The sequence below is a fragment of the Streptomyces sp. H27-H1 genome (assembly GCF_026627445.1).
Lineage (GTDB): Bacteria > Actinomycetota > Actinomycetes > Streptomycetales > Streptomycetaceae > Streptomyces.
On the sequence record NZ_JAPNLJ010000001.1, the window covers coordinates 77830 to 99757 of the forward strand.

Here is a 21928-nt window from a genome sequence, read left to right on the forward strand (position 1 = left end):
CTTACGACGGGGGACGGGCGCAGCAATGGGTGAGATCTTCGCCGGCCGGTACGAACTGATCGACCCGATCGGGCGTGGCGGCGCTGGCGCCGTATGGCGTGCCTGGGACCACCGGCGCCGCCGTTACGTCGCAGCGAAGGTCCTCCTGCAGAGCGATGCCCACACCCTGCTGCGGTTCGTCCGTGAACAGGCGCTGCGGATCGATCACCCGCACGTACTGGCCCCGGCCAGCTGGGCGGCGGACGACGACAAGGTCCTCTTCACCATGGACCTCGTCGCCGGCGGCTCCCTCGCCCATGTGATCGGGGACTACGGGGCCCTGCCGCCCCGGTTCGTGTGCACGCTGCTCGACCAGCTCCTGTCGGGGCTGGCGGCGGTGCATGCGGAGGGTGTCGTCCACCGCGACATCAAACCGGCCAACATCCTGATGGAGGCCACCGGAACCGGGCGGCCGCACCTGCGGCTGTCCGACTTCGGCATCGCCATGCGCAAGGGCGAGCCCCGGTTGACCGAGACCGCCTACGTGGTCGGCACGCCGGGCTATCTCTCGCCCGAACAACTCCTCGGCTCCGAGCCGGACTTCACCACAGACCTGTTCGCCGTCGGACTCGTCGGCCTCTACCTCCTGCAAGGGCGGAAGCCCGACTCCCAAGCCCTCGTCGCGCAGTTCCTCACCGACGGCACCCCCGGAGCCCCGCAGGGCGTTCCCGCGCCGCTGTGGGACGTCCTGGCCGCGCTGCTCCAGCCGGACCCCCGGAGCAGGTTCCAGACGGCCACCGGGGCGCGTAGGGCCCTCACCGAGGCCGTGGAACTGCTCGCGCAGCCCGGCCCGGACGGGGATCAGGTCGAGGTCTTCGACCAACTGGGCCCGGTGCCCGCCGGGTTCACACCTCGAGCACCCCAGGCAGCCACGTATGCGGACCCGCCCCGGAGCGTGCCCGAAGCTCCGTACGAGACCCCGCCCGCGGCCCCGGTCGGCATGCCCGTGCAGCCGGCCACCCCCGCCGGAGTCTTCGGGCCTTCGGAGACGGGCAGCTTCCACCTGCCGCCGCCCCTGCTCAGCACCCCGACCTCGCCGACATCGCCTACGTCGGCGACCACTCCGATGTCACCGGTGGCCCCGTACCAGCAGCCGGCTCCCCCCGCCGTGCCCCGTACGAGCACCCTCGCTCCCCCGCCCGCGAAGGTCACCGCCGGGATCCTCCTCGCGGCGGCGCTGTGCTTCGCCGTCGGGATCTGGGCCCTGACCCAGCTCTAGCGGGGCCCGGCGGGCTCCGAAAGACACGGCCTAGAGTGCCCGCCGCCGGCCCAGGAGGACCCAGCCGCCCAGCACGAGCAGCAAGAGGGTCCCCGTACCGAAACCGGCGCCCGCGACCACCTGCATCACCGACCGGTTCGCGGCGGCGTCGGCGGCCTCCACGGCCGTACTGCCCTCCTTGGCGGCGGTACGGTCCTCGGCTCCCACCCCGAATCCGGCCGCCGCGAGGTCCTCCGTGTAGGCGGGGGCCTTGCCCGCCCCGCCGATGACCTCCATGCGCAGGGTCAGCGGGACGGGCACCGCGTCCTCGATGAACTCCCCTACCTTCTGGGCCATGGTCACCGCGATGTAGTACCAGCCGGCCACCCGGACCGACTGCACTTTCCGGTCGGCGGAGAAGCGGTTCTCGTACGCCACCGGCGGTGTCCGCGGCAGGGTGAACCCCGCCTGCTTCCCGTCGTACGTGGCGTCCTCGCTGCTGACCAGCGCCCGGTAAGGGCTGTACAGCGAGACGGTCAGCCCCGACGCGGCCGATCCGTACTCCTTCGTCGGCTTGCCGGCGGAGAGTTCGGCCGAGAGGCCCAGCTGCTGACCCCAGTCGAGCGGCACCCGGTAGTAGCGGGTCTGGCCGGGCCGCAGGTCGTCGCTCCAGACCCCGCTGCCGAGGGCCCGGGCGTCGTTGAAGCCGGTCCCGCCGGACCGGGGCGCCGGATCGCTGCCCGGCAGAGTCGGGGAGGCCGAGGGCCAGACGCTGGGGGCGGTGGTGGGCGCGCTGCCGCCGCTGAGCCCCGGTTCCCGCTGGACCCGCAGCTCCAGGGGCCAGGCGGCCGGGTCCCCGTCCTTGGGCGCCTCGCGCGTGACCTTGACGTAGTAGGTCCCACCGCCCTGGCAGGCGGCGTCCTCCTGCAGCATCCGGGCACCCGCGGCGCTGACGGGAACGGGTTCGTAGCCGATGCTCGCCGTCGCGGGGCTGCCGCAGGAGCGGTTCTCGATGTTCACGACGTCCACTTCGACGCCGTCGCCGTAGCCCACTTCGGCGCTGCCCGGGGGCTGGAGGACGGCGGAGACGTACACGGTGGAGCGGTCGTCGAGGTTGAGCCGGTAGTAGCGCTCCCCGGGCGCGATCGAGTCCTTGTAGACCGATCCGGCCTTCAGCTCCGGGGAACCGGCCGTGGAGGGCTTCCCCTCGACCGCCTGCGCCCCGTCCGCGCCCCGGTACGCGGGCACGGGCTGCGGATTCCCCACCGCCCCCGCGGCCCCCGGCAGGGCAGCCACCAGTCCGAGGGCGGCCACCGCCGCGCCCACGCCCGTCCGTACCCGACCCATCACAAGCACCCACCCCGAGTTTGCCAACGCAAGCAAATTCTTTGCATATTGCAATATTTCGTCACAGAGCAGCACAGAGCCCCGACCGCAGCGGCAGTCGGGGCTCTGGGTTCAACCTTGGGTCTCACACACCGGAACCAGAAGGCACTGAGTCAGTTGCCTCCGTCCACAGGTCCTGCTCGGCGCGGTCCGCCTGGATCTGGCGGTACACGAGGAGCCCGCCGATGGCGGCCAGTGCGACCAGGAGCAGCTTCTTCACCGTGCGACCTCGTCTTTCGTTGACGTAGGGGACTTCTGGCGGCCAACAATACACACCGACCGATACCGATCGGTGACCTGCCGTCCCACCAACTGGCCCAACGACAAAGACCCCCAGGCCATGGGCCTGGGGGTCTTCGACACTGTGGGGCTAACAGGATTTGAACCTGTGGCCTCATCCTTATCAGGGATGCGCTCTAACCAACTGAGCTATAGCCCCATCCGCGCTGCGCGCTGACTTCTGAAGGTTAGCGCACAGACCCGGTGACTCCAAAATTGGTTGCCGTGACCCGTCTGCGCAGGTCATCAGCCCCCTCTTGGAAGCGTCTACTCGTCCTCGGCGAGCGTCAGCTCCACACCGCCGACGAACCCCGCCGACAGGTTGTAGATGAACGCGCCCAGGGTCGCCAGCGCCGTCATGAGCACCACGTCGATGACCGAGATCACCGTCGTGAAGATCAGAACGCGCGGCAGCGACAGGAAGGTCTGGAGGTCGAAGCCGTTGCTCTCGTTCGAGCCGGTCGCCTCGCTGATCGTGCCGCCGACGCTGGAGAAGATGCCCATGGCGTCCATGACCATCCACAGCACCACCGACGCCACGATCGTGCACACGCCCAGCGCGATCGACAGCAGGAAGCTGACCTTCATCACCGACCAGGGGTCGGCCTTGGCCACCCTGAGCCGCGCCTTGCGCGTCCTGGGTGCCATACGGGCTCCCGTGCGCGGCTTGCGCTGCGCTCCGGGATCGCCCGCCCCGCGCGGCGCCCCGGTGCCCGCGGGCGCCGCGTACGCCTGCGGCGGGTGGTAAGGCTGCTGAGGGCCGGCCTGAGTCTGAGGCGACTGCGGCGGCTGCGGTCCTCGGGTGTCCGTCACGGTTCCCCCCTGAGAGTCCGCGGCGGGGCCACGGGCACCGTTCGCTCCAGTGTTGGCCGGTCCGGCGCCCGTGGCTCCGCTCACGCTTACTCCTCGTGCTCCCCAGCCGAAGGCTCCGTGCCCTCGGCGGCCTCTGCGGCCTGTCCTTCGACCGCCGCGTCGGTCCCGATCTCGTTCTCGACGTCGTCCGCCTCGTCGCCATCCTGACCGGCCTCGGCGTTGCGGGCGATGCCGACGACGGCATCCCGCTTGCCCAGGTTGATCAGCTGGACGCCCATGGTGTCACGGCCGGTCTCCCGTACTTCGTTGACTCGCGTACGAATCACACCACCGCTGAGCGTGATGGCGAGAATCTCGTCCGTTTCGTCCACTACGAGCGCCCCGACGAGCGAGCCGCGGTCCTCCACGATCTTCGCCGCCTTGATGCCCAGGCCACCACGGCCCTGGACGCGGTACTCGTTCACGGGCGTCCGCTTGGCATAGCCGCCGTTGGTCGCCGTGAAGACGAACGTACCGGGCCGGACGACGCTCATGGAAAGGAGTTCGTCCTCTCCGCGGAAACTCATGCCCTTCACGCCCGAGGTCGCGCGGCCCATCGGACGCAGCGCGTCGTCGGTCGCCGTGAAACGGATCGACTGCGCCTTCTTGCTGATGAGCAGCAGGTCGTCCTCGGCGGACACCAGCTCGGCGCCGATCAGCTCGTCGTCGCTGCCGTCCTCGGTCTCCCGCAGGTTGATGGCGATGACGCCACCCGAACGGGGAGAGTCGTAGTCCTTGAGCGCCGTCTTCTTCACCAGGCCGCCCTTGGTGGCCAGGATCAGGTACGGGGTGGCCTCGTAGTCGCGGATCGCGAGGATCTGGGCGATCTTCTCGTCCGGCTGGAAGGCCAGCAGGTTCGCCACGTGCTGACCGCGGGCGTCGCGGCCGGCGTCCGGGAGCTCGTACGCCTTGGAGCGGTAGACCCGGCCCTTGTTCGTGAAGAACAGCAGCCAGTGGTGCGTGGTGGACACGAAGAAGTGGTCGACGAGGTCGTCCTGCTTCAGCTTCGCGCCGCGCACACCCTTGCCGCCGCGCTTCTGCGAGCGGTAGTCCTCGGTCTTGGTGCGCTTGACGTAGCCGCCGTGCGTGATCGTGACGACGATGTCCTCTTCGGCGATCAGGTCCTCCATGGACATGTCGCCGTCGAAGGGCACCAGCTTGGAACGCCGGTCGTCGCCGAACTTCTCGACGATGGCCGCCAGTTCCTCGCTGACGATCTGGCGCTGACGCTCCTCCGAGGCCAGGATCGCGTTGTACTCGTTGATCTTGGCCTGGAGCTCGTCGTGCTCGGCGACGATCTTCTGCCGCTCCAGGGCCGCCAGGCGGCGGAGCTGCATCTCCAGGATCGCGTTCGCCTGGATCTCGTCGATCGACAGCAGGCCCATCAGGCCCTCGCGGGCGATCTCGACCGTGTTGCTGCGCCGGATCAGCGCGATGACCTCGTCGATCGCGTCCAGCGCCTTGAGCAGACCGCGCAGGATGTGGGCGCGCTCCTCGGCCTTGCGCAGGCGGAACTTCGTGCGCCGGACGATGACCTCGATCTGGTGCGTCACCCAGTGGCGGATGAACGCGTCGATCGACAGCGTGCGCGGCACGCCGTCCACCAGCGCCAGCATGTTCGCGCCGAAGTTCGTCTGCAGGTCGGTGTGCTTGTACAGGTTGTTCAGCACGACCTTGGCGACGGCGTCGCGCTTGAGGACGATCACCAGGCGCTGGCCGGTCCGGGACGAGGTCTCGTCGCGGACGTCGGCGATCCCGCCGACCTTGCTGTCCTTCACCAGGTCGGCGATCTTTTGCGCCAGGTTGTCGGGGTTGGTCTGGTACGGGAGCTCCGTGACCACCAGGCACTGGCGGTTCTGGATCTCCTCGACCTCGACCACCGCGCGCATCGTGATGGAGCCGCGCCCGGTCCGGTACGCCTCCTCGATGCCCTTGCGGCCCACGACCAGGGCGCCCGACGGGAAGTCCGGGCCCTTGATCCGCTCAATGAGCGCGTCCTGGAGCTCCTCGTGCGAGGCCTCCGGGTGTTCCAGCGCCCACTGGGCGCCGGCCGCGACCTCGCGCAGGTTGTGCGGCGGGATGTTGGTGGCCATACCGACGGCGATGCCCGCGGAGCCGTTGATCAGCAGGTTCGGGAACCGGGCCGGCAGGACGGTCGGCTCCTGGTTCCGGCCGTCGTAGTTGTCCGTGAAGTCGACGGTCTCCTCGTCGATGTCCCGGAGCATCTCCATGGCCAGCGGCATCAGCTTGCACTCGGTGTAGCGCATCGCGGCCGCCGGGTCGTTGCCCGGGGAGCCGAAGTTGCCGTTGGAGTCCACGAGCGGCATGCGCAGCGACCACGGCTGGGCCAGGCGGACCAGGGCGTCGTAGATCGAGGAGTCGCCGTGCGGGTGGTAGGTACCCATGACGTCACCGACGACGCGGGCGCACTTGTAGAAGCCCTTCTCGGGCCGGTAGCCGCCGTCGTACATCGCGTACAGCACACGACGGTGGACGGGCTTGAGGCCGTCCCGTACGTCGGGCAGCGCGCGGGAGACGATGACGGACATCGCGTAGTCGAGGTAGGAGCGCTGCATCTCGGTCTCGAGCCCGACGGGCTCGATGCGCTGGACGGGCTCCGCGGCGGATTCCTCGGCGGTGGGGGTGGTTTCGTCGGCCATTGCTGGTCAGAAGTCCTTTCAGGCAGTCAGCTGAGCCGACTCAGATGTCGAGGAACCGAACGTCCTTGGCGTTGCGCTGGATGAAGGAGCGCCGGGCTTCGACGTCCTCGCCCATCAGCACCGAGAACAGGTCGTCGGCCTGCGCGGCGTCGTCCAGGGTGACCTGGCCGAGCACGCGGTGGTCGACGTCCATGGTGGTGATGCGCAGTTCCTCGGCGTTCATCTCGCCCAGACCCTTGAAGCGCTGGATGGAGTCTTCCTTGATGCGCTTGCCGTTCTGCTTGCCGAGCGTCACGAGCGCGTCGCGCTCGCGGTCCGAGTACGCGTACTCGAAGTCGTCCCGGCCCCACTTGATCTTGTACAGCGGCGGGCGCGACAGGTACACGTGACCCGCCTCGACCAGCGGCCGCATGAAGCGGAACAGGAAGGTCAGCAGCAGGGTGTTGATGTGCTGGCCGTCGACGTCGGCGTCCGCCATCAGGATGATCTTGTGATAGCGGAGCTTCTCGATGTCGAAGTCCTCGTGCACACCGGTGCCGAAGGCGCTGATCAGCGCCTGGACCTCGGTGTTCTGGAGGATCTTGTCGATACGGGCCTTCTCGACGTTCAGGATCTTGCCGCGGATCGGCAGGATGGCCTGGTACATCGGGTTTCGGCCGGACTTCGCGGAGCCGCCGGCCGAGTCGCCCTCGACGATGAAGATCTCGCACTTGGTCGGGTCGTTCGACTGGCAGTCCGACAGCTTGCCCGGCAGCGAGGCGCTCTCCAGCAGACCCTTGCGGCGCGTCAGGTCGCGGGCCTTGCGGGCCGCGACGCGCGCCGTGGCCGCCTGGATCGACTTGCGGATGATGTCCGCGGCCTCGTTCGGGTTCCGGTCGAACCAGTCGTTGAGGTGCTCGTGCACGACCTTCTGCACGAAGGTCTTGGCCTCCGTGTTGCCCAGCTTGGTCTTGGTCTGGCCCTCGAACTGCGGCTCGCCCAGCTTGATCGAGATGATCGCGGTCAGACCCTCGCGGATGTCCTCGCCGGCGAGGTTGTCGTCCTTCTCGCGCAGGAACTTCTTCTCGCGGGCGTAGCGGTTGACCAGACCCGTCATCGCCGCGCGGAAGCCCTCTTCGTGGGTGCCGCCCTCGTGCGTGTGGATCGTGTTCGCGAAGGAGTAGACGCCCTCGGTGTACTGCGAGTTCCACTGCATCGCGATCTCGACCGAGAGCATGCGCTCCTTGTCCTCGGCCTCGACGTCGATGACGGTCGGGTGGATCGGCTCGCCCTTGCGCGCGTTCAGGTGCTTCACGAAGTCGACGATGCCGCCTTCGTAGTAGTACTTGACCGTGCGCGCCAGGTCGTCGTCGGTCACCTCGGCCGTGTCCGAGCCCACCGTGGCCTTGGCCGACTCGCGCTCGTCCGTCAGGGAGAGGGTCAGGCCCTTGTTGAGGAAGGCCATCTCCTGGAAGCGGCGCGCGAGCGTCTCGAAGGAGTACTCGGTGGTCTCGAAGATGTCGCCGTCGGCCCAGAAGGTGACCGAGGTGCCCGTATCGGGCGTCTCCTCGTTCTTGGCGAGCTCGGCCGTCGGGACGCCGAGCTTGTAGTCCTGGGTCCAGCGGTAACCGTCGGTCTTGACCTCGACCGCGACCTTGGTCGACAGGGCGTTCACGACGGAGACGCCGACGCCGTGCAGACCGCCGGAGACGGCGTAGCCGCCGCCGCCGAACTTGCCGCCCGCGTGCAGGACCGTCAGCACGACCTCGACGGCCGGCTTCCCCTCGGACGGCACGATGCCGACCGGGATACCGCGGCCGTTGTCGACCACGCGCACGCCGCCGTCGGCGAGGATCGTCACGTCGATGGTGTCCGCGTGCCCGGCCATGGCCTCGTCGACCGAGTTGTCGACGACCTCCTGGACGAGGTGGTGGAGCCCGCGCTCACCGGTCGAGCCGATGTACATGCCGGGCCGCTTGCGGACCGCGTCCAGGCCCTCGAGGACCTGGATGGCACTGGCGTCGTACGAGGAGGTGACCTCGCCGTTCTGGCCGACTGTGGACTGGTTGTCGTTGGGGTTGCCGGAATCGGCCACGAAGCGCCCTTTCTGGCACAGCACAGGCCGTACTCCGGGCCGGCATGCATGCAAGCGGGAGCGGCTGCGTCGATCTGCGTTGTCAGCGGTGGTCAGCTTTACTCGACTGAATCCCGCGCGTGCGCGGGATTCTCGTTCAGTCTACCGGTATCACCCCCATGAATGGGCGTTTGCCGGTACCTGAGTCCGCATGTGCCGCCCGGAAACTCCTCTCTCCGACTCCCCATATCCAGGGAGGGGCTCAAAGAGGCTCACACGGGCATTGAGCGCTTCGGCCTGTCAACCTCCCACTACCGTGAGGGACACCACCCGCACAGCTGTCCGTACGGGGCGTCCACCGGCTCCCGCCTCACCCGTACGGGTGTGCGTGCGGGCGGACGTGCAGGCAGGCGTACGAAGCCGCCCGCACGGGCAGCCGTACGGGCACCGGCGCTCACGTCCGGGGAGTCCGGGGAGTCCGGGGAGTCCGGGGAGAGGCGGAAGGGCGAACCCGGGCCCGGGTCGGGCATACGGGAACGGAGTACGTCGTCGAGCACGCGGTGTCAGGCACGCGCCGGCAGGCGCGCGGGCTCACCGGCTCACCCGTAGGTGTCCCCCGGGCCGGTGCTCCCCGGTGCCCGCAAGGGCCCGTACCGCTTCGGCCCGCCGCCCGGACCGTGCACCTTGATCAGCCGGACCGTGCCCTGCCCCAGGTCCGCGTTGAGCCGGGCCACCAGCTGCGGGGCCAGCAGCTTCAGCTGCGCCGCCCACGCCGAGGAATCGCAGCGCACCACCAGCTCGCGGTCCTCGTACCGGTCCGGCACGCAGTGCGTCGCGATGTCGTGGCCGACGATCTCCGGCCACCGCTCCATCACGCCCGCCACCGCCATCGGCATCTCCCAGCCGCGCTCCGTCCGCAGCCGGTCCAGCGCCGCCATCAGCGGCATCGGGTCCCGGCCGTCCGCGCGGGCGCCCGAGCGCAGGCCCGGCTGGTAGCGGCCTTTCTTGTTCTGCGCCGCGTTGCCCCGGGCCCGTGCCTGCTCGCGGGCGGCCGCCAGCGCCTGGCGTGCCAGGTCCACGCCGGAGGGTTCGGCCTTCTTGCGCGGCGGTTCCTCCCGCGCCGGATCCTGCTGGTCACCGCTCACAGCCGGGTCACCTCTCCGCCTGACACCGCGAAACGGGTCCCGACCAGCACCCCGGGCACGTCGTCGTCGACCGCCGCCGTCACCAGTACCTGCTCGCCCGGAGCCACCAGCTCCGCCAGCCGTTCCCGGCGCCGTGCGTCCAGCTCCGCGAACACGTCGTCGAGGATCAGCACCGGCTCGCTGCCCTCCGAGCGGAGCAGATCGTAGGAGGCCAGCCGCAGGGCCAGCGCGTACGACCAGGACTCGCCGTGGCTCGCGTACCCCTTGGCAGGCAGCTCGCCCAGGCGCAGCACCATGTCGTCGCGGTGCGGGCCGACGAGGGTCACGCCGCGCTCGATCTCCTGCTTGCGCACCTCGGCCAGCGAGCCGAGGAGGACCTCGTACAGCGCCTCGCGGGTGCGGGCCGCGCCGCTGTCCACGGGCTCGCCCGCGGAGGACTTGTACGCCACGCCGAGCGGGCCTCCGCCGGGCGCGAGCTGCTCGTACGCCTTGTCCGCGAGCGGCAGCAGCGTCGCGATCAGGTCGAGCCGCTGGGACAGCATTTCCGCGCCCACGCGCGCGAGGTGCTGGTCCCACACGTCGAGGGTGGACAGGTCCATGGAGCGGCCGCCGTGGCGGCGGGCCATCGCCGCCGACTTCAGCAGGGTGTTGCGCTGCTTGAGCACCCGCTCGTAGTCCGAGCGCACGGCCGCCATGCGTGGCGAGCGGGCCGTGACGAGCTCGTCGAGGAAGCGGCGCCGCTCACCGGGGTCGCCCTTGACCAGGGCGAGGTCCTCGGGGGCGAAGAGCACCGTACGCACGATGCCCAGGACGTCCCTCGGCCTGACCTGCGAGGACCTGTTGATCCGGGCCCGGTTGGCGCGGCCCGGGTTCAGCTCCAGCTCCACCAGCTGCTGCCGCTCGCCCTGGGTGACGGCGGCTCGGATGACGGCGCGCTCGGCGCCCATCCGCACGAGCGGGGCGTCCGCCGAGACGCGGTGGCTTCCGAGGGTCGCGAGATAGCCGATCGCCTCGACGAGGTTGGTCTTGCCCTGACCGTTGGGGCCCACGAAAGCGGTGACGCCCGGGTCGAGGGGAACCTCGGCCCGGGCGTACGAGCGGAAGTCGGCCAACGAGAGATGCGAAACGTGCATACGGCGCCGACCTCCCCCGGCTTCCTGCTGCTCTGCTGTGCTCCCGCTCCACGGGCCGACGGCCTGTGGAGCGGTTGTGGATTACTTCTTCTCGACCGCGTGGCCGCCGAACTGGTTGCGCAGCGCGGCGATCATCTTCATCTGCGGCGAGTCCTCCTGGCGGGACGCGAAGCGCGCGAAGAGCGAGGCCGTGATCGCGGGCAGCGGCACGGCGTTGTCGATCGCGGCCTCGACGGTCCAGCGGCCCTCGCCGGAGTCCTGCGCGAACCCGCGCAGTTGCTGCAGGTGCTCGTCCTCGTCCAGCGCGTTCACGGCCAGGTCCAGCAGCCAGGAACGGATGACCGTTCCCTCCTGCCAGGACCGGAAGACCTCGCGGACGTCGGTGACCGAGTCGACCTTCTCCAGCAGTTCCCAGCCCTCGGCGTAGGCCTGCATCATGGCGTACTCGATGCCGTTGTGGACCATCTTCGCGAAGTGGCCGGCGCCGATCTTGCCGGCGTGCACGGCGCCGAACTCGCCCTCGGGCTTGAGTGCGTCGAAGACGGGCTGGACGGCCGCGACGTGCTCCTTGGCGCCGCCGTACATCAGCGCGTAGCCGTTCTCCAGGCCCCAGACGCCGCCCGAGACTCCGCAGTCGACGAAGCCGATGCCCTTGGCCGCCAGCTCGGCGCCGTGCTTCTCGTCGTCGGTCCAGCGCGAGTTGCCGCCGTCGACGACGATGTCGCCGGGCGAGAGCAGGCCGGCGAGCTCGTCCACGGTGGACTGGGTCGCCGCGCCCGCCGGGACCATGACCCACACCACGCGGGGGGCCTGCAGGCTGTCCACAAGTTCCGACAGGCTGTGGACATCGGCGAGGTCCGGGTTGCGGTCGTATCCGATGACGGTGTGGCCGGCGCGGCGGATGCGCTCGCGCATGTTGCCGCCCATCTTGCCGAGACCGACGAGACCAAGCTCCATCAGGTGGTTCCTTAAGCGTTGTGGCCGTCTGTGCCGGGGTTCCCCCCTGCCCGGGGACATCCCCCCGTGCCGAGCCTACGCCGGGCCGTGCCACCCGGCGCCACGGGCACTCCGGGTGTCGGCGCCGAGGGGCGCGGGAGGCCCGTACGAGGCTCCGTAGGGCTTCTGCGGGGCTTCGCGGGCCTGGTGCGCAACGCCGTCGGGGCCGGTCCCGCGGGAAGCGGAACCGGGCCCGACGGGCTGCCGCATCGTTTCCGGAGCTCAGCCGGAGAGGCGGACCGGCATGATCAGGTACTTGTACGCCTCGTCGGCCTCGGCGTCGACCGCCGGGCGGCCGCTGAGCAGCGCCGGCTTGGTGGACGTGGTGAAGCTCAGCTGCGCGGCCGGCGAGTCGATCGCGCTCAGGCCGTCCAGCAGGAAGGTCGGGTTGAAGGCGATCGAGATGTCGTCGCCCTCCAGCTTCGCGTCGACGCGCTCCACAGCCTGTGCGTCGTCGGAGGAACCGGCCTCCAGGATCAGCACGCCCTGCTCGAAGCTGAGGCGCACCGGGGTGTTGCGCTCGGCGACCAGGGCCACGCGCTTGACGGCCTCGACGAACGGGGCGGTCTCGATCACCGCGATGGAGTTGAACTCCGTCGGGAAGAGCGTGCGGTACTTCGGCAGGTCGCCTTCGAGGAGGCGGGTGGTGGTCCGCCGGCCGGCGCCCTCGAAGCCGATGAGGCCCTCGCCATGACCGGAGCCCGACAGCGCGATGGTGACCGTGTCGCCGCTGGTGAGCGACTTGGCGGTGTCCAGGAGGGTCTTGGCGGGCACCAGGGCCACGGCCGAGGCCTCCGGGTCCTCAGGCTTCCACAGGAACTCGCGGACCGCGAAGCGGTAGCGGTCGGTGGAGGCCAGGGTGACCTTGTCGCCCTCGATCTCGATGCGGACACCGGTCAGCACGGGCAGCGTGTCGTCACGGCCGGCGGCGATGGCGACCTGGGCGGCGGCCGAGGCGAAGACCTCGCCGGGCACGGTGCCGGTCGCGGTGGGCATCGTCGGCAGAGCCGGGTATTCCTCCACAGGCAGGGTGTGGAGTGTGAACCGCGAGGAGCCGCAGACCACGGTCGCCCGTACACCGTCTGTGGAAATCTCCACCGGGCGGTTGGGCAGGGCGCGGCAGATGTCGGCGAGCAGCCGGCCGGAGACCAGGACGGTGCCGTCCTCCTCGACGTCCGCCTCGACGGAGACCCGCGCCGAGACCTCGTAGTCGAAGCCGGAGAGGGACAGCTTGCCCTCCTCGGCCTTCAGCAGCAGGCCCGCGAGAACGGGCACCGGCGGCCGGGCCGGGAGGCTACGAGCAGCCCAGGCCACCGCCTCCGCGAGTACGTCGCGCTCCACCCGGATCTTCACCGGAAACCGCCTCCTGCTGTTGATCGCTCGTCTGCCGGCCTTCGTCGTCGGCTGGTCGATGCCTCAACCGATGCCGGGGACCAGTCTGACGTACGGCGCCGACAGTCGTGGCTGCTGGCGGTCAAGTCGGGAGCGAGGTGTCGGGGAGGCGATCCACCGAGTTGTGCACAGGTCCTGCTTGAAAACCGAAACCGGGCTATCTCTCTATGGGAGTAGTAGTAGGGCCTGTGGAAACGGTGGATAAGCCCGTTTTCGCAGGTCAGCCCGCGTTTTTTATCCCCACACCCTGTGGGTGACACCGGTGGACAACCGGGTGTCTCTGTGGAGAACGAAAAGTTCTGCACAGGCCGTCCCCAGATGACCCCGAGTACTCCACAGGTGCGTCCCCAGGTTTCCCCGAGTACTCCACAGCCCAAACGTCGACTTCGGTGTGACCGCTTTCACTCGGGGCGGTGATTGAGGGCTCCGCGTTGCCGAACAGTGGACAACGGTGTGGGGAAGCCATCTGATCCTGTGCACAGGACGCGGGAAGCTGTGGACGGCCGGTGGACAACGCGGTGGACGCACCTGTGGACGAAAAATTCGTCCACAGCCTGTGGATAGCGGTTGCGCACAATTCCACAGGGGTCTGACCAGCCCTGATGATGTCTCACGCCTGGGCCCTGTAGACAGTTTTGTGGGCGCCGCGGGCTGTCCCCAGGTTGTGGACGGAAGAAAGTCGCCAAATCTGTGGATGAGTTGCCCTCCAGGGGGCGTATTCGAACAAGTTGGGAGCGCACGCATGAAGAAGGGCGCCCCCTAAGTGACCCGGGAGCGCCCTCTGAGAGCGTTTATGGGGGCTTCGACGACGCCCGTACGGCCCGCGCACAGTGCCCGTGTCAGCCGTTCTTGATGCGGTTGGTGAGCTCCGTGACCTGGTTGTAGATGGAGCGGCGTTCCGCCATCAGAGCGCGGATCTTGCGGTCCGCATGCATGACGGTGGTGTGGTCGCGGCCGCCGAACTGTGCCCCGATCTTGGGCAGCGAGAGGTCCGTGAGCTCCCGGCACAGGTACATGGCGATCTGACGGGCGGTGACCAGCACGCGGCTGCGCGAGGAGCCGCACAGGTCGTCCACGGTGAGCCCGAAGTAGTCGGCGGTGGCGGCCATGATGTCCGTCGCCGTGATCTCGGGCGCGCTGTCCTCGCCGCCGGGGATCAGGTTCTTCAGTACGTCCTCGGCCAGGCCCAGGTCCACCGGCTGCCGGTTCAGGCTCGCGAAGGCCGTGACCCGGATCAGCGCCCCCTCGAGCTCGCGGATGTTGCGCGAGATGCGGGAGGCGATGAACTCCAGCACCTCCGGCGGGGCGTTGAGCTGCTCCTGGACGGCCTTCTTGCGCAGGATCGCGATCCGGGTCTCCAGCTCGGGCGGCTGGACGTCGGTGATCAGGCCCCACTCGAAGCGGTTGCGGAGCCGGTCCTCCAGGGTGACGAGCTGCTTGGGCGGCCGGTCGGAGGAGAGCACGATCTGCTTGTTGGCGTTGTGCAGCGTGTTGAAGGTGTGGAAGAACTCCTCCTGCGTCGACTCCTTGCTCGCGAGGAACTGGATGTCGTCGACGAGCAGGATGTCCATCTCGCGGTAGCGCTTGCGGAACGCGTCGCCCTTGCCGTCGCGGATCGAGTTGATGAACTCGTTGGTGAACTCCTCGGAGCTCACGTACCGCACCCGGGTGCCGGGGTAGAGGCTCCGCGCGTAGTGCCCGATGGCGTGCAGCAGGTGCGTCTTGCCGAGGCCCGACTCCCCGTAGATGAAGAGGGGGTTGTACGCCTTGGCCGGCGCCTCGGCTACGGCCACCGCGGCGGCGTGCGCGAAGCGGTTGGAGGCGCCGATGACGAAGGTGTCGAAGAGGTACTTCGGGTTCAGCCGGGCGGTCGGCTCGAGCGGGCCCGAGGTGGAACCGCCGGACGGGGCCGAGGGTGCGGGCCGGCTGGGCACCGGCCGCGGGGCGGACTGCTGCTCGTACTGCTGCTGCTCGTAGGGGCGCGAGGAGCGCTGCTGCTGGCCCTCGTACTGCTGCTGCTCGTACTTCTGCTGTTCGTAGGAGCCCTGGTCGTAGGAGGAGGGCTCGGACTGCTGCATGTAGCCCGGCTGCGGGGAGGCGTACGGGTCGCGGTCGGGGAAGCCGCCGAGGCGGGGCTGCTGCCAGCCGTAGTCGTCCTGCTGGCCGCCGCGGGGCCAGGCGCCGGGCTCGGAGCGCGGCTGCTGGTAGTCCGGATAGGCGGGGCGGGCGGTGGGGAGCTGGTCGTCCGCGGGGCCGGAGTGGCCGCCGTGGCCGGTATGACCGCCGGGACCGGTCTGGCCGCCGGGTCCGGTGTGACCGCCGGTGCGCTGGCCGCCGTACGGCTCGTAGCCGTCGCGAGAAGAGGACGGGGCCGGGGGCGAGGGCTCGCCGGCGGAGTCGTCGACGGTGATGGCGATCCGGATCGGGCGTCCGCACTCACGGCTGAGGGCATCGCTGATGAGCGGGGCCAGCCGGCCTTCGAGGACGCGCTTGCCGTACTCGTTGGGGACGGCAAGCAGCGCGGTGTCGGCCACCAGGGCCAAGGGCTGACAACGCTCGACCCACTGCTTGTCCTTGGGCTCGATGCTGTTCTGTCCCTCCCCGAGGAGCTTTTCGAGCACCCTTGGCCACACTGCGGCAAGATCGGCAGGTACGTCAGCCACAGGGCACGCTCTCTCAGAGGGGGTCCCACGAATGTGTGGTTCTTTGGGACGGGCGGGACAAAAGATCCGGGGTCAGTCAACGGTAGTCAGGCCGACGGGTACGGTTCAAGTCGTTGTCCACAGCCTGTGCACAGTGTGGGGCACCGCCGCCTCGGTTTGACCGGATGGCGTAGCCGCGCGTACCGTAACGAGGTCGAGTTGTCGATGGCTGCTGCCGCCTGCCTACCGATGGGCGAGATCACTGATGTGATCGTTTAGCGGTGCCGCACGGGCGAACACGCGAGTATTTATTTCTCCTCGTGGGCGCACGGTGACAGCCAGGCGATGTCCCGCCACAACGATTTATTCTCTGGAGCCCCCGAGTGAGCAAGCGCACCTTCCAGCCGAACAACCGCCGTCGTGCCAAGACCCACGGCTTCCGCCTGCGGATGCGTACCCGTGCCGGTCGCGCGATCCTCGCGAACCGCCGTGGCAAGGGCCGCAGCGCCCTTTCCGCGTAACTGACAGGCGGATCGTGACGTCGTGCTGTCTCCCGAAAATCGGCTGAGGCGGCGCGAGGACTTCGCGAGCGCGGTACGTCGAGGTCGTCGGGCTGGTCGCCCGCTCCTCGTCGTCCACCTACGTACAAGCGGTGCAACGGACCCGCACGCGCCGGGGGAGATCGATCCCTCGACGCGTGCGGGTTTCGTCGTCAGCAAGGCTGTCGGCATCGCTGTCGTACGCAACCGGGTCAAGCGCCGTTTGCGCCATCTCGTCCGCGAGCGGCTGTCTCAGCTGCCCGAAGGTAGCCTGATGGTGGTACGGGCTCTGCCCGGAGCGGGTGATGCCGGTCTCGACGAGCTGGCCCGGGACCTTGACGCCGCATTGCTGCGGCTCATGGGAGGCGTCGCTCGATGAAGTACCCGCTGCTCGCATTGATCAAGCTGTACCAGTGGACCATCAGTCCGCTGCTCGGGCCGGTGTGCCGCTACTACCCCTCGTGTTCGCACTACGGGTACACGGCCATCGACCGGCATGGTGCGGTGAAGGGGACGGCTCTGACCGCCTGGCGGATCCTGCGGTGCAATCCGTGGTCCCCCGGCGGTGTGGATCATGTCCCACCCCGTAAACGCCCGCGTTGGCACGAGCAGCTGCGCAGTGCGTTGCGTCGATCTCGCAATGCTCAAGGAGCCTGATTAGTGGACACGCTTGCCGGTTTGTTCAGTTTTATTACCACACCTGTCTCGTGGATCATCGTTCAGTTCCACAAGGTGTACGGCGCCATGTTCGGCGCGGACAGTGGCTGGGCCTGGGGCCTGTCCATCGTCTCCTTGGTGATCTTGATCCGCATCTGCCTGATTCCGCTCTTCGTGAAGCAGATCAAGGCAACGCGCGGCATGCAGGCGATCCAGCCGAAGATGAAGGCGATCCAGGAGCGCTACAAGAACGACAAGCAGCGCCAGTCCGAAGAGATGATGAAGCTGTACAAGGAGACGGGTACCAACCCGCTCTCCTCGTGCCTTCCCATCCTGGCGCAGTCTCCGTTCTTCTTCGCGCTCTACCACGTGCTCGCCGGCATCGCCAACGGCAAGCCGATCGGCGAGATCGACGGCCCGCTGCTGGAGAGCGCGCGTAACGCGCACATCTTCGGCGCTCCGCTGGCTTCCAAGTTCACGGACAGCGCCGACAAGGTCGCGGCCCTGGGCGCCACGATCACCGACGTGCGGATCGTCACCGCGATCATGATCGTGATGATGTCGCTGTCGCAGTTCTACACGCAGCGCCAGCTGATGCAGAAGAACGTCGACCTTTCGGTCAAGACGCCGTTCATGCAGCAGCAGAAGATGCTGATGTACGTCTTCCCCCTGATCTTCGCGGTCATGGGCATCAACTTCCCCGTCGGTGTCCTCGTCTACTGGCTGACCACGAACCTGTGGACCATGGGCCAGCAGATGTTCGTCATCAGCCGGAACCCCACCCCGGGCAGCCTGGCCCAGGACCAGTACCTGACACGTCTGCTGAAGCAGGTCGGTGCGCACGGTGCGCTCAGGGGCCGGGGCAAGAAGAAGATCGTCGCGGCCATCGTGGCCAAGGGCCCGGACCGCAACGACAACGAGCGCAAGTTCATCACCGCTCTGAGCAAGCAGGGCATGGCCGCGCAGGCGGACGGCTCCGTGGTGAAGAGCGTCGAGGCGACCGTCGACGCCGATGCTTCCGGTGGCGGTGCCCAGAAGCGGCAGCAGCCCAAGCGGCAGTCGAAGTCGCAGCGTCAGACGCCCCCCAGCAAGCCCTCTCCCAAGAAGTAAGAAGGAGTCCCTCCCGTGACGGAAGGCACCACCACCGCCGCCGCTGAGAGTGGCGACACCCTGACCCGCCTCGAGCAGGAGGGTGAGATCGCGGCCGACTACCTTGAGGGTCTGCTGGACATCGCCGACCTGGACGGCGACATCGACATGGACGTCGAGGCGGACCGCGCCTCTGTCTCCATCGTCAGCGAATCCGCGCGTGACCTGCAGAAGCTCGTGGGCCGTGACGGCGAAGTGCTGGAAGCTCTGCAGGAGCTGACCCGTCTCGCCGTGCACCGGGAGACCGGGGACCGCAGCCGGCTGATGCTGGACATCGGCGGCTTCCGGGCGAAGAAGCGCGAGGAACTGACGGCGCTCGGTGCCAAGGCCTCCGAGGACGTGAAGACGTCCGGCGAGCCCCTGAAGCTGGCTCCGATGACCCCCTTCGAGCGGAAGGTCGTCCACGACGCCGTGGCGGCCGCCGGTCTGCGCAGCGAGTCCGAGGGCGAGGAGCCGCAGCGCTTCGTCGTCGTGCTTCCGGTCTGACCGGAAGTCTGAGTGTCCGGCCCCGTCTGTCTCGCAGGCGGGGCCGATCTTTGTCAGCCTGGCAGTGATGACGTGGCCCGCGGTACGGCACGCCACAACCATGCGGTACGGAAGGACGGTCCCCGTGACGGAGGCAGCTGAGCTTCCCCCGATGCCCGAAGACGCGCCCCAGGCACCTGAAGAGGCGCTTGCGGTGTTCGGTGAGCATCTCCCGGAAGCTGTGCGGTACGCGGAGCTGCTGGCGGACGCGGGTGTCAAGCGGGGCCTGATCGGGCCGCGCGAGGTGCCGCGGCTGTGGGAGAGGCATCTGCTGAACTGTGCCGTGCTCTCGGAAGTGGTGCCCGAAGGCGTCACCGTGTGCGACGTGGGTTCGGGTGCCGGCCTGCCCGGCATTCCGCTGGCCCTGGTGCGCAGGGACCTGAAGATCACCCTGCTGGAGCCGCTGCTGCGCCGCACGAACTTCCTCCAGGAGGTCGTGGAGCTGCTGGGGCTCGACCATGTGACCGTGGTCCGCGGGAGGGCCGAGGAGGTTCTCGGCAAGCTCCAGCCGGTGCACGTGGTGACCGCGCGCGCGGTGGCCCCGCTGGACCGGCTCGCCGGCTGGGGTGTGCCCCTCCTGCGTCCGTACGGCGAGATGCTGGCGCTGAAGGGCGATACCGCCGAGGAGGAACTGGTGGCCGCGAAGGCCGCACTGACCAAGCTCGGTGTGGTGAAGACCTCGGTGCTGCACGTCGGCGAGGGGGTCGTGGACCCGCTCTCCACCGTGGTGCGGGTCGAGGTGGGGGAAAGCCCCGGTGGGGTGCGCTTCGCGGCGAAGCGGGCCAAGGCCGCCCGGGTGAGCCGTACGCGCCGGCGGCGCTGAGCCCTTGTCCGGCCTTGCTCGCAGGCATATCGCAGGGGTGTTGAGCCCTATAGGTATGGATTTCGGAGTGTCGTAGCGGCCGGATGGCTCCGTCCGGGCATCGTGTTTCACGTGAAACGTCCCTCTCTGCTGCACGGAATCATCAGCCGCAGTCGTGCGGCCACGTCCCCCCGTCTCCGCAAGGACGAAGGGGGGACGGAGTTGTCCACATCGGTGGATTCATCCACAGGAGTACGGGCCCCGCTGGTTCGTGACCCCGGCGGCATGGCAGGCTCTGTTCATCGCGAGCCTGATGCCGAGGAGAGTGACACCGTGCGGTCAGACGCCAACCTTGCGGGGCCGATGGCCGATCCGGTCCCCGGTCCCCGATCTGAATCACCGGGCGACGATGTTTCACGTGAAACATCGGCCCCGCCGCTAGTCGACAACGAGGACACCCCCATTGGCCGGGCCGCCCAGATCGCGGTCGAGGCACTGGGCCGTGCGGGTGAGGGCCTGCCCAGGCCCCCGCAGACCCGGATCATGGTGGTGGCCAACCAGAAGGGCGGCGTGGGCAAGACCACGTCGACCGTGAACCTGGCCGCATCCCTGGCCCTGCACGGTGCGCGGGTCCTGGTGGTCGACCTCGACCCGCAGGGCAACGCCTCGACGGCCCTGGGCATCGACCACCACGCGGACGTGCCGTCCATCTACGACGTACTCGTCGACAGCCGCCCGCTGATGGAGGTCGTCCAGCCGGTGGCCGACGTGGAGGGGCTCTTCTGCGCACCTGCCACGATCGACCTGGCGGGCGCCGAGATCGAGCTGGTGTCCCTGGTGGCACGCGAGAGCCGTCTCCAGCGGGCCATCCAGGCGTACGAGCAGCCGCTCGATTACATCCTGATCGACTGCCCGCCCTCGCTGGGCCTGCTGACGGTGAACGCCCTGGTCGCGGGCGCGGAGGTGCTGATCCCGATCCAGTGCGAGTACTACGCGCTGGAGGGACTGGGCCAGCTGCTGCGCAACGTCGACCTGGTGCGGGCCCACCTGAACCCCACGCTTCACGTCTCCACCATCCTGCTGACGATGTACGACGGCAGGACCCGGCTGGCTTCGCAGGTGGCGGAGGAGGTGCGCACCCACTTCGGCAAGGAGGTGCTGCGCACGAGCATCCCGCGGTCGGTCCGCATCTCCGAGGCTCCGAGCTACGGGCAGACGGTGCTGACCTATGACCCGGGTTCCAGCGGCTCCCTCTCCTATCTGGAGGCGGCGCGGGAGATCGCGCTGCGCGGGGCCGGATTCCAGTACGACCCCCAGCACCCCCACCAGGGTGCGGGCACGAACAACACGCAGAGCATGGCGGAGGGTATCCAGTGAGTGAGCGACGTAGGGGTCTGGGGCGGGGGCTCGGCGCGCTGATTCCCGCGGCTCCCCAGGAGAAGATGCCGCCGGTGATCGGTGCCGGGTCGACGTCTCCGTCGGCGATGCCGGTCCTGCCGTCGGAGCGGGGTGTCGCGGCCGCGAAGCTGGCGGCGCTTCCGCGGGCCGATGTTTCACGTGAAACATCGACGGTGGCCGAGTCCGTGAGCGTGCCGGCGCCGACCGTCGCTCCGGAGAGCGGCGAGGTGGCGGGGGCGACGTTCGCGGAGCTCCCGATGGACTCCATCACGCCGAACCCGCGGCAGCCGCGCGAGGTCTTCGACGAGGACGCGCTGGCCGAGCTGGTGACCTCCATTCAAGAGGTGGGCCTGCTCCAGCCGGTGGTGGTGCGCCAGTCCGGCCCGGGCCGCTATGAGCTGATCATGGGCGAGCGGCGCTGGCGGGCGTGCCGGGAGGCCGGTCTGGACCGTATTCCGGCGATCATCCGGGCCACGGACGACGAGAAGCTGCTGCTGGACGCGCTGCTGGAGAACCTGCACCGGGCCCAGCTGAACCCCTTGGAGGAGGCTGCCGCGTACGACCAGCTGCTCCAGGACTTCAAATGCACGCACGACCAGCTGGCGGACCGGATCGGGCGTTCCCGTCCGCAGGTCTCGAACACGCTGCGCCTGCTGAAGCTCTCCCCTTCCGTGCAGCGGCGGGTGGCGGCGGGTGTGCTGTCGGCCGGGCACGCACGGGCCCTGCTCTCGGTGGACAACTCCGAGGAGCAGGACCGGCTGGCCCACCGGATCGTGGCCGAGGGCCTCTCGGTGCGTGCGGTCGAGGAGATCGTGGCGCTGATGGCGGCGGACTCGCCGAGCGCGGCGAAGTCGAAGGGGCCGCGAGCGGGCGCCCGGGTCTCCCCCGCGCTCAACGAGCTGGCGACGAGGTTGTCGGACCGGTTCGAGACGCGGGTGAAGGTGGATCTGGGCCAGAAGAAGGGCAAGATCACCGTCGAGTTCGCATCGATGGAGGACCTGGAGCGGATTCTGGGGACCCTGGCTCCGGGCGAGGGCCGCGTGCTGGACCAGGGCACCGCCGGGGAGTAACGCACAACCTGGG

The 21928-nt window shown here is 68.9% G+C and carries 19 protein-coding genes, 1 tRNA gene and 1 pseudogene; 9 read left to right on the forward strand and 12 right to left on the reverse strand.

Annotated features, from left to right (window positions below):
* Positions 1 to 25: 25 nt before the first annotated feature.
* Positions 26 to 1258, forward strand: coding sequence for a serine/threonine-protein kinase (locus tag OTB20_RS00375; protein ID WP_267814393.1), 1233 nt, complete (start codon positions 26 to 28; stop codon positions 1256 to 1258).
* Between the two features lie 30 nt (positions 1259 to 1288).
* Here OTB20_RS00375 and OTB20_RS00380 read toward each other — a convergent pair whose 3' ends face one another.
* The 12 genes and pseudogenes from OTB20_RS00380 to dnaA (OTB20_RS42680) form a co-directional block, all read right to left on the reverse strand.
* A complete protein-coding gene (locus tag OTB20_RS00380; RefSeq protein ID WP_267814687.1) occupies positions 1289 to 2584 on the reverse strand; it encodes a hypothetical protein in 1296 nt (431 codons plus the stop codon).
* 124 nt (positions 2585 to 2708) lie between these two features.
* The gene (locus OTB20_RS00385) at positions 2709 to 2843 is read right to left on the reverse strand and encodes a DLW-39 family protein (protein WP_208809277.1); all 135 of its coding nucleotides are present in this window, start codon (positions 2841 to 2843) and stop codon (positions 2709 to 2711) included.
* Positions 2844 to 2988: 145 nt separating this feature from the next.
* Positions 2989 to 3062, reverse strand: a tRNA-Ile gene (locus OTB20_RS00390).
* 107 nt (positions 3063 to 3169) lie between these two features.
* Positions 3170 to 3799 (reverse strand): DUF3566 domain-containing protein, encoded by a 630-nt coding sequence (locus tag OTB20_RS00395; protein ID WP_267814395.1) that lies wholly within the window; start codon positions 3797 to 3799, stop codon positions 3170 to 3172.
* A 2-nt stretch (positions 3800 to 3801) separates the two neighbouring features.
* Positions 3802 to 6414: a DNA gyrase subunit A gene (gene gyrA / locus OTB20_RS00400; RefSeq protein ID WP_267814397.1), complete on the reverse strand. Its 2613-nt coding sequence runs from the start codon at positions 6412 to 6414 to the stop codon at positions 3802 to 3804.
* Positions 6415 to 6454: 40 nt separating this feature from the next.
* Entirely contained in the window at positions 6455 to 8512 is a 2058-nt protein-coding gene (gene gyrB / locus OTB20_RS00405) for a DNA topoisomerase (ATP-hydrolyzing) subunit B (protein ID WP_324290315.1), read from the reverse strand.
* A 554-nt stretch (positions 8513 to 9066) separates the two neighbouring features.
* Positions 9067 to 9612 carry a DUF721 domain-containing protein gene (locus OTB20_RS00410; RefSeq protein ID WP_267814399.1) on the reverse strand — a complete coding sequence of 182 codons (546 nt, stop codon included), beginning with the start codon at positions 9610 to 9612 and terminating at the stop codon, positions 9067 to 9069.
* A complete protein-coding gene (gene recF / locus OTB20_RS00415; protein WP_267814400.1) occupies positions 9609 to 10745 on the reverse strand; it encodes a DNA replication/repair protein RecF in 1137 nt (378 codons plus the stop codon). Before recF ends, OTB20_RS00410 begins: the two co-directional genes overlap by 4 nt.
* An 81-nt stretch (positions 10746 to 10826) precedes the next feature.
* Positions 10827 to 11702: a phosphogluconate dehydrogenase (NAD(+)-dependent, decarboxylating) gene (gnd, locus tag OTB20_RS00420; protein ID WP_267814401.1), complete on the reverse strand. Its 876-nt coding sequence runs from the start codon at positions 11700 to 11702 to the stop codon at positions 10827 to 10829.
* A 261-nt stretch (positions 11703 to 11963) separates the two neighbouring features.
* The gene (dnaN, locus tag OTB20_RS00425; RefSeq protein ID WP_267814403.1) at positions 11964 to 13094 is read right to left on the reverse strand and encodes a DNA polymerase III subunit beta; all 1131 of its coding nucleotides are present in this window, start codon (positions 13092 to 13094) and stop codon (positions 11964 to 11966) included.
* Positions 13095 to 13972: 878 nt separating this feature from the next.
* Complete coding sequence (dnaA, locus tag OTB20_RS00430; RefSeq protein ID WP_267814688.1) at positions 13973 to 15211, reverse strand: chromosomal replication initiator protein DnaA; 1239 nt, start codon at positions 15209 to 15211, stop codon at positions 13973 to 13975.
* Positions 15212 to 15244: 33 nt separating this feature from the next.
* A pseudogene (dnaA, locus tag OTB20_RS42680) lies at positions 15245 to 15796 on the reverse strand (chromosomal replication initiator protein DnaA); the annotation flags it as partial.
* 362 nt (positions 15797 to 16158) lie between these two features.
* Between dnaA (OTB20_RS42680) and rpmH the strand changes: the two are divergent.
* From rpmH to OTB20_RS00470, 8 genes are all read left to right on the forward strand, one after another.
* A complete protein-coding gene (rpmH, locus tag OTB20_RS00435; protein WP_112448007.1) occupies positions 16159 to 16296 on the forward strand; it encodes a 50S ribosomal protein L34 in 138 nt (45 codons plus the stop codon).
* A gap of 22 nt (positions 16297 to 16318) precedes the next feature.
* A complete protein-coding gene (gene rnpA, locus OTB20_RS00440) occupies positions 16319 to 16693 on the forward strand; it encodes a ribonuclease P protein component (protein WP_267814406.1) in 375 nt (124 codons plus the stop codon).
* Positions 16690 to 16971, forward strand: a complete 282-nt coding sequence (yidD, locus tag OTB20_RS00445; protein WP_076043740.1) for a membrane protein insertion efficiency factor YidD — start codon at positions 16690 to 16692, stop codon at positions 16969 to 16971. The genes rnpA and yidD overlap by 4 nt, the downstream gene beginning before the upstream one ends.
* Before the next feature lie 3 nt (positions 16972 to 16974).
* Complete coding sequence (gene yidC, locus OTB20_RS00450) at positions 16975 to 18081, forward strand: membrane protein insertase YidC (RefSeq protein ID WP_267814408.1); 1107 nt, start codon at positions 16975 to 16977, stop codon at positions 18079 to 18081.
* Positions 18082 to 18096: 15 nt separating this feature from the next.
* On the forward strand, positions 18097 to 18606 hold the full coding sequence (locus tag OTB20_RS00455; RefSeq protein ID WP_267814410.1) for a protein jag: 510 nt from the start codon (positions 18097 to 18099) through the stop codon (positions 18604 to 18606).
* A gap of 151 nt (positions 18607 to 18757) precedes the next feature.
* Complete coding sequence (rsmG, locus tag OTB20_RS00460; RefSeq protein WP_267814689.1) at positions 18758 to 19468, forward strand: 16S rRNA (guanine(527)-N(7))-methyltransferase RsmG; 711 nt, start codon at positions 18758 to 18760, stop codon at positions 19466 to 19468.
* Between the two features lie 264 nt (positions 19469 to 19732).
* Positions 19733 to 20824 carry a ParA family protein gene (locus OTB20_RS00465; RefSeq protein WP_267814411.1) on the forward strand — a complete coding sequence of 364 codons (1092 nt, stop codon included), beginning with the start codon at positions 19733 to 19735 and terminating at the stop codon, positions 20822 to 20824.
* Positions 20821 to 21915, forward strand: a complete 1095-nt coding sequence (locus OTB20_RS00470) for a ParB/RepB/Spo0J family partition protein (protein WP_267814412.1) — start codon at positions 20821 to 20823, stop codon at positions 21913 to 21915. The genes OTB20_RS00465 and OTB20_RS00470 overlap by 4 nt, the downstream gene beginning before the upstream one ends.
* Positions 21916 to 21928 lie beyond the last annotated feature (13 nt).

Bases quoted from the DNA above. Each gene is read 5' to 3' on its own strand.
- OTB20_RS00465 (WP_267814411.1), top strand. From the start codon at position 19,733: ATGGCAGGCTCTGTTCATCGCGAGCCTGATGCCGAGGAGAGTGACACC.
- dnaA (WP_267814688.1), bottom strand. From the start codon at position 15,211: ATGCAGCAGTCCGAGCCCTCCTCCTACGACCAGGGCTCCTACGAACAG.
- recF (WP_267814400.1), bottom strand. From the start codon at position 10,745: ATGCACGTTTCGCATCTCTCGTTGGCCGACTTCCGCTCGTACGCCCGG.
- yidD (WP_076043740.1), top strand. From the start codon at position 16,690: ATGAAGTACCCGCTGCTCGCATTGATCAAGCTGTACCAGTGGACCATC.
- rsmG (WP_267814689.1), top strand. From the start codon at position 18,758: ATGCCCGAAGACGCGCCCCAGGCACCTGAAGAGGCGCTTGCGGTGTTC.
- gnd (WP_267814401.1), bottom strand. From the start codon at position 11,702: ATGGAGCTTGGTCTCGTCGGTCTCGGCAAGATGGGCGGCAACATGCGC.
- OTB20_RS00375 (WP_267814393.1), top strand. From the start codon at position 26: ATGGGTGAGATCTTCGCCGGCCGGTACGAACTGATCGACCCGATCGGG.
- gyrA (WP_267814397.1), bottom strand. From the start codon at position 6,414: ATGGCCGACGAAACCACCCCCACCGCCGAGGAATCCGCCGCGGAGCCC.
- OTB20_RS00380 (WP_267814687.1), bottom strand. From the start codon at position 2,584: ATGGGTCGGGTACGGACGGGCGTGGGCGCGGCGGTGGCCGCCCTCGGA.